Source organism: Citrobacter sp. Awk 2 (assembly GCF_028069815.1).
Lineage (GTDB): Bacteria > Pseudomonadota > Gammaproteobacteria > Enterobacterales > Enterobacteriaceae > Citrobacter.
Genome location: NZ_JANEWL010000056.1, coordinates 22,559 through 30,031, shown reverse-complemented (window position 1 = coordinate 30,031; position 7,473 = coordinate 22,559). Strand labels below are relative to the sequence as shown.

Annotated in this window: 6 protein-coding genes; all 6 read right to left on the bottom strand. The window is 40.7% G+C overall.

Translation table 11 applies throughout. The annotated features are described in order from the left end of the window. Positions 1-1,249: glycosyltransferase family 4 protein (locus NNO02_RS14450; RefSeq protein WP_271455102.1), on the bottom strand; the 1,249-nt coding region annotated here is incomplete at its 3' end. A gap of 10 nt (positions 1,250-1,259) precedes the next feature. Then, positions 1,260-2,510 carry a class I SAM-dependent methyltransferase gene (locus NNO02_RS14445; RefSeq protein WP_271455101.1) on the bottom strand — a complete coding sequence of 417 codons (1,251 nt, stop codon included), beginning with the start codon at positions 2,508-2,510 and terminating at the stop codon, positions 1,260-1,262. Beyond that, the gene (locus tag NNO02_RS14440) at positions 2,510-3,724 is read right to left on the bottom strand and encodes an ABC transporter ATP-binding protein (RefSeq protein ID WP_271455100.1); all 1,215 of its coding nucleotides are present in this window, start codon (positions 3,722-3,724) and stop codon (positions 2,510-2,512) included. The genes NNO02_RS14445 and NNO02_RS14440 overlap by 1 nt, the downstream gene beginning before the upstream one ends. Then, positions 3,724-4,518, bottom strand: a complete 795-nt coding sequence (locus tag NNO02_RS14435) for an ABC transporter permease (RefSeq protein ID WP_119676894.1) — start codon at positions 4,516-4,518, stop codon at positions 3,724-3,726. The genes NNO02_RS14440 and NNO02_RS14435 overlap by 1 nt, the downstream gene beginning before the upstream one ends. A 1-nt stretch (position 4,519) precedes the next feature. Then, positions 4,520-5,896 (bottom strand): phosphomannomutase CpsG, encoded by a 1,377-nt coding sequence (gene cpsG, locus NNO02_RS14430; protein ID WP_271455099.1) that lies wholly within the window; start codon positions 5,894-5,896, stop codon positions 4,520-4,522. A 20-nt stretch (positions 5,897-5,916) separates the two neighbouring features. Beyond that, on the bottom strand, positions 5,917-7,332 hold the full coding sequence (locus NNO02_RS14425) for a mannose-1-phosphate guanylyltransferase/mannose-6-phosphate isomerase (protein ID WP_271442417.1): 1,416 nt from the start codon (positions 7,330-7,332) through the stop codon (positions 5,917-5,919). Positions 7,333-7,473 lie beyond the last annotated feature (141 nt).

Here is a 7,473-nt window from a genome sequence, read left to right as displayed (position 1 = left end):
TATCGAATGTATTTTTATTTTGCTGCTCGGTTTTATCCACATATTCTCCCATTATGTGAATAGCCCGCTGAGCCGATAAATCCCAAGAAAATTTTCCACTCTGCCTTATCGCATTCGCTTTAAGTTCAGCATAAAACTGAGGATCGGTTAATGCTTTGGTGATAGTATCGGAGATCGCATCTGGGTTAGTAGGGTCAAACATTGCACTATCCCAACCAATGACCTCTGGTAAGCTGGTAGTATTAGAACCCAGCGTCGCAGCACCACATTTCATTGCCTCTAAAGGAGGGAGACCAAATCCTTCATGTAATGATGGAAAAACGAAAAGTGTACACAAATTATACAGAGCGATCAGGTCATCATCATCCAAGTAGCCTGTAAATATAAGTGAGGATTCTTTAATACCATTAAATCTGGCTAATTTTTTAATTCTCTCTTTATCATCTGCGCTAATTTTATATGCCAGAACAAGGTGATATGTATCTTGCAAATGACGAGGAAGTTTGCTATATGCGATGATAACAGCTTCAATATTCTTTCTGGGTTCTATCATAGCCAAAGATAGTATGAATTTTTCTGGCAAATGAAGTTTCGATGTCAGTGAAGAAATATGTTCATCAGAAATTTCAATCCTTCTAAATTTATCACTAACTCCAGAGGAAATATTAAAAATATTTTCGTCAGCAAAGTTAGCATGAATAATCGCTTCTTTGCGTGACGACTCGGAAATAGCAAGCAAACAAGTTGCATTAGACAACTCAGAAAGTTTGTCCATGTAGAATTGTTCAAGAAAAGAGTCTTGCAGATATGCTTTTTTATTGAGAAAAGGAATCAAATCATAACATATAACAAACGTTTTCCATCTGCAATCTTTCGGTATTGACACTACAAAATCATCAAAAAAACCTTCAAAAAAACTACTGACAAGCACGATATCAGGAGAAATATTCTCGATTGCAATGTTCCGACACTCTTGAGTTATTCTATTGCGTGAGTGATTATTTTGATCCCGCCATTCAATCGGAGACACCCCAGAAAAAATATAGATATCATTGATCGATAGTATGTCTGCAAATTTTGACTTTACATTATTTATATTATCAACCGGGTATAGTCCGTTTATCAAAAGGCTAACACGATGATTGCCCCGATTTAGTATTATTGACCTGGTTAACTCTAAAGTATACCGTCCAATACCGCGAGTTTTGCTTTCTGACTGTAGTCCCTGAACATCAATTAGAATATGCAAGACGGTACCCTCAGTTATTTTTACTAATCATTCGATAAATTTTTTCAACGCTTTCTGGTATTAAACTTGAATTGTTTAATTGAGCATCAATTCTCATATCCTGAAAAACAGCTGTATTTTCACTATAAATTGGCGCAGGAAATATTCGACCGTATATCTTAAAAGCTATCTGATACAGCCCCATTTTATAGAGAATTTTCCGTGTAATGTTTTTCAACCCAGGATTTCTTTGCAGCATCTTGGCTACCGATATTAAGCACCGTTTAATTAAATGCTTGATACGCTGTTTCATTCCATGTTGTCGCAACAAATGAAACTGCAGGCCAAGATAACGATAAGGTTTAGTCATTCGCCATGAACGGCTGTTCTTTAAATCTAATATTTGCTGCTGCAGTTCACGATTTTTCTCTAACTCCCGAGCAAAGACATTTAAGCATTCATTAATATCATGGATTGAACTTGATAGTTTAGATATCTCCACGAATGCCTGCTCAGTTCGTTCACTCTGCTTTTCAATATTTAGATCATAGCGATCACAGAGAGTATTTAATGTCACGCCATACTCTTGGGTGAATAAAGGAGTAAACTTTCCTAATAACTCGGATTCTGCATCTTTTTGCGCGATGATACTATAGTCTGGACTAACTTCTTTTAGCACATCAGACAATTTTACCGCCGCGACACCTAGTCTCAATGCTTCCTTCTCTTGCAAGCGTACCGATATACTTCTCTTAAAGTTATAATACTCAGGCAAGAAATTTAACAATAAAGGAGGAAGCGGGTGATTATGTGTAGGGTCCATATAAAAACTACAGGCACCTACATTCAAATTTTCAGGATTTGGTGTTTCGAGAATAAGCAACCCACCCGGCTTTAATACCCGCTGAGCCTGTTTAATTAGTTGTTGTAAAACTTCAAAAGGCAAATGCTCAGCAATATGAAAGCCTGTAATTGCAGCCAACGAATCATCCTGTTGTTGTTCAAGAAACTGCAAACAATCCATTTTTAATACATTGAGGCCAATATCTTTAGCTCTTGCCAACATCCCATCATCAAGATCGACACCGATGTTTTTTATACCATTTTCATTTAGGATCTCTAGCCACTCACCCCGACCGCATCCAATATCGATAATCGTACAATCAGGATAAATTTCTTTTAACGTTAAAACAAATGGAATATAGAAGCTAAGTCGTTTTTTTATCTCTTCAACTGAACCTCTATATCGTTCTTCAAACGAACGATAAAATCCTGCACCCATTAATGTATCTCCAATTCAGGCGGCAACCAAGCAACACCGACAAATTCATTTTTTTCAATATTAATAACATTGAAAACAACTGCCAGATCGCGCCATTCATAGTTTTTAGTTAGATGTGTGTTGGATGAATGTAAAGCTATTGCGATTGAATAAGATCCAATACCTAAGTTAGCATCAAATGAAAAAATGAATGAACGCTTATCACCTCTTTTTAACAAAGTCAGCGTTTGTTTTAAGTGATGGGTATTAGTTCCATAAACAGGTTGGCCAAGCCGATCTTTTATTAAATATCCTACAACGAGCTCAGGAATGTCTGCTTCAACACTGATATTGACTTCCAATCTCACCCTTTTACCAACGGCAATACATTCTGTAATATTCTGATTTTCATCATAGAATTTTACAGATGAGATCGTAACCTCACCAGTCCCAGAAACTGTTTGTGTTTTTCCATTATTCTCAAGCTGCCTGATGGATTGATTTTGTTTATCTGCCAACAATGCGTTGTAAAAATCCATCACGGCTTCAGGTTCGCCTTCCATCTCGATGCGACCTTTATTTAACAATATTGCTCGGTCACAGATACTCTGGATAGCCTGTTTATCGTGGGAAACTAACAATAAAGTCGTACCCATTGCCCGGTATTGTCTGATACGTTCAAAGCTTTTATGTTGGAAATAAGCATCCCCGACGGATAGAGCCTCATCAATAATCAGAACATCAGGCCGGATCGCCGTCGCAACACTAAATGCAAGTCTGACCTGCATGCCACTAGAGTAGACACGGACAGGTTGATCAATATAATCTCCAATTTCTGCGAATGCTTCAATTTCAGGCATTAATTCAGTTATTTTTTCGGCAGTAATTCCCAATAGCTGGCCTGCCATATAAGCATTCTGTCTGCCGGTAAAATCGGGATGAAAGCCCATACCGAGTTCGAGTAAAGCTGCAACCCGGCCAGAGATTTCGATGTTACCTGTCGTTGGTTTTGTCGTACCGGTAATAAGTTTTAATAGAGTACTTTTACCTGCACCATTGATCCCAATTACGCCTAACGCCTCGCCAGGTGCAACTTCGAAACTAATATCGTTAAGGATCCACTTCAGACTATGACGTGTTATATCAAATGGAGATATCCATTCAATCAAGCGACCGGTTTTAGATTTATATTGTCTGTATGCTTTACCGACATGATTAACTCTGATATGACTCATTATAATTCATCCACCATATCAGCTGCATGTTTGCGAAACATTCGAAAACCCACTATACAAAAAATAACCGCGAGGATTAAAACAGGTAATAGCGAATACCAATTAGGTTGTTGATGGTAAACGAAAATACTTTGATATGCCTGAACCACTCGAGTTAATGGGTTATATAACAGTACCTTTTGCGCCCATCCCGGTAACGAACTTAACAAATATACAATCGGCGTGAACCAGAACCAGAACTGAAGCACAACGCTTACTAATTGTCCAACATCACGGAAGAAAACGTTCATAACGCCGAGAATCATCCCCAAACCAGCTGCAAACATAATTTGCAATAATAGGATTGGAATGACTGCAAGGAATAGCCAACCGGGGAAGTTCCCAGTAAAAATGAGGAATAATATAAATAGACTAAAAATTATTGAAAAATTAAGTATTGCTGAGAATGTAACAATTATGGGCAGACATATCTTAGGGAAATTTATTTTTTTGAGCAGATTGGCATTATTAATAAATACACTCTGCCCTTTATCCATCATTTCCGTGAAAAGCCCCCAGGTCAAAACACCAGAACACAGATAAATGCTGTAAGCAAATGGCCCCGTATTATCGACCATTCTGGCCTTCATCACTTCAGAAAAGACTAAAGTATAGACCAGAATCATTGAAAGCGGCTGGAGTACCAGCCACAATGCACCCAACATACTTGTTTGATACCGAGACTGGAAATCACGTTTTATACTGCTCCAGATAAACCCTCGATAGCGATAAATAGCGGCTAACAAATCTCTCACTTTATTTCCTGCCTAACAGATTTAATAGTTCTTCTGTTTTACTTCCCATCAGTTCGATATTATTCCTAGATTCAACATTTAATCTGACTACAGGCTCAGTATTTGAAGTTCGCAAATTAAAACGCCAGTCTCCATATTCAATACTTACACCATCTGTGATATCGACCTCCAGGGCATCATGCTCATATTTATTGCGAATGAGTTGGATGACGCTTTCTGCATTTTCAAGCTTACGGTTGATTTCACCAGACGCAGGGAATGCGGTCATACGAGCAGAAACTAAATTCGTCAGCGACTGGTTCTTAACACACAGCATCTCAGAAACAAGTAGCCACGGAATCATCCCACTATCGCAATATGCAAAATCGCGGAAGTAGTGATGTGCGCTCATCTCGCCACCGTAGATTGCATCTTCTTTACGCATGCGCTCTTTGATGAAGGCGTGGCCCGTTTTAGACATCACAGGAATGCCGCCAGCTTTAGTTACAATATCGATAGTATTCCAGGTCAATCGCGGGTCATGGATGATCTTCGCGCCCGGTTCTTTTTGTAAGAATGCTTCGGCTAACAGACCTACAATGTAATAGCCTTCGATAAACTGCCCTTCCCCATCAAACAGGAAGCAACGGTCAAAATCGCCGTCAAATGCGATCCCCAAATCTGCGCCATGTTCTTTAACAGCGTCAGCAGTGTCTTTGCGGCATTCTGGTAACAGAGGATTAGGGATCCCGTTAGGGAAAGTGCCATCCGGCTGGTGATGAACTTTAATAAATGTAACAGGAACATTAGCAGCAACGAAACGTTCTTCAATTGCGTCAATGACGTGGCCTGCAGCACCATTGCCAGAGTTAACCACAAGCTTCATTGGACGAGTGAAGTTCGCGAAATCAATGTAGCCCATTAAGTGATCGACATAAGCGTCAATGATAGAAATCTTCTTGTAGCTTCCGCGCAGTTGGGCATCAACAGGCGCGAAATTATTTTCTTCGGCTAAACGCTGCACATCGCGTAGTCCTGTATCACCACTGATAGGTTTCGCATTTTCGCGAACCAGTTTCATTCCGTTATAATCCATCGGATTATGGCTGGCGGTAACTTCGATGCCGCCATCTACACCAAGATGGAAAGTTGCAAAATAGATCTCTTCTGTCCCGCTTAAACCAATATCGAGGATATCGGTACCCGCATCCATTAGGCCATTTGCTAATGCCAGTTTCAGGCTCTCGCTGGTTAAGCGAACGTCACCGCCCACCACGATTGTTTTAGGCTTGAGAAATTCACCGTATGCGCGACCAATGCGATACGCAATATCTTCATTTAATTCTTCGCCTAATTTTCCACGAATATCATAGGCTTTAAAACAAGTCAGCTTAGACATAGATCTTTATACCTTCAAAATTAGCAACGACCATACTGGTCTTTAATACGAATAATGTCATCATCCCCTAAATAGGAGCCGGATTGGATCTCAAGCAGTTCCAATGGAATTTTGCCTGGGTTTTCCAGCCGATGTTGTGCTCCGATGGGAATAAAGGTTGATTGGTTTTCAGTCAGCAGGAATTTTTGATCTTTAATCGTTACTTCACCCGTGCCAGAAAGCACAACCCAGTGTTCGGTCCGGTGGTGATGCATCTGCATCGAAAACGCTGCACCCGGTTTAACGGTGATCCGATTTACATTAAAACGCTCGGTCTGTACCACCACATCGCATCGCCCCCACGGACGGTATATTTCCCGGTGACGCTTATATTCACTGCGATGATTAGCTTTAAGATACTCAACAACTTTCTTAACATCTTGCACCTGATCTTTATCAACGACCAGTACAGCATCTTTTGTATTAATGATCACCAGATTATCGACACCGATAGCTGCGACCAATTTTTCATCAGTGTTGATATAGCAGTTATTTGCGTTGTGCATGAAGGTATCACCCGTCAGGACATTACCTTTTTTATCTTTAGGGCTCACTTCCCATAGTGCCGACCAGGAACCCACGTCACTCCAGTCTGCATCAAGCCCAACGACAACAGCGTCTGTCGTTTTCTCCATGACCGCGTAGTCAACGGACTCATCCGGACAAGCGATAAACAGATCGCGATCGATCTTGATAAATTCATCGCTATCTTTGCAACCACGGATCGCCGCCTTACAGGACTCAAGAATATCAGGTCTGAATTTTTCCAGTTCTTCAAGATATTTCTTGGCACGGAACATAAACATTCCGCTGTTCCAGTAATATTCGCCCGACGCTAAATAACTTTCCGCAGTTTCTTTGTTCGGTTTTTCCACGAAACGGTTGACCTGGTAAGCTATATTCTCACCAAGGACTTCTTCCTTACCGCGGTGAATATAGCCATAACCCGTTTCTGCACCGGTTGGTACAATCCCAAATGTAACAAGGCGCCCCTGCATGGCAAATTTAAATGCTGACTTTACCGCCTGGTGAAATGCCGGTTTATTGTTAATGATATGATCTGCGGCTAATACCAGAAGAATTGGGTCATCACCATTCTCTATTGCACTTAATGCTGCCAGCGCTATTGCTGGCGCAGTATTACGGCCAACGGGTTCAAGAATGATATTATGCGAGAGCTTATTAATTTGTCTTAGTTGCTCGGCAACAAGAAATCTGTGTTCCTGATTGCAAATGACTACCGGTTCCCGTGCATCAACATCATCCAGGCGGAGCACTGTTTCTTGCAGCATTGAACGCTGTCCATACAAGCGAAGAAACTGTTTTGGGTAGAGCTCGCGCGACATCGGCCATAAACGACTACCGGTACCACCAGCCATTATCACAGGAAGTAACATTTTAAATCCTTAAATATCAATGCGTTATACTAAACCAACGAAAGAGTTTCATCGTCGCTCAATGACAAATGGGCACGCTACCGCACTGGCTCTACAGCTACCAGGACACTGCTCATTTTATGTTGGGCAAACAAATTGCTG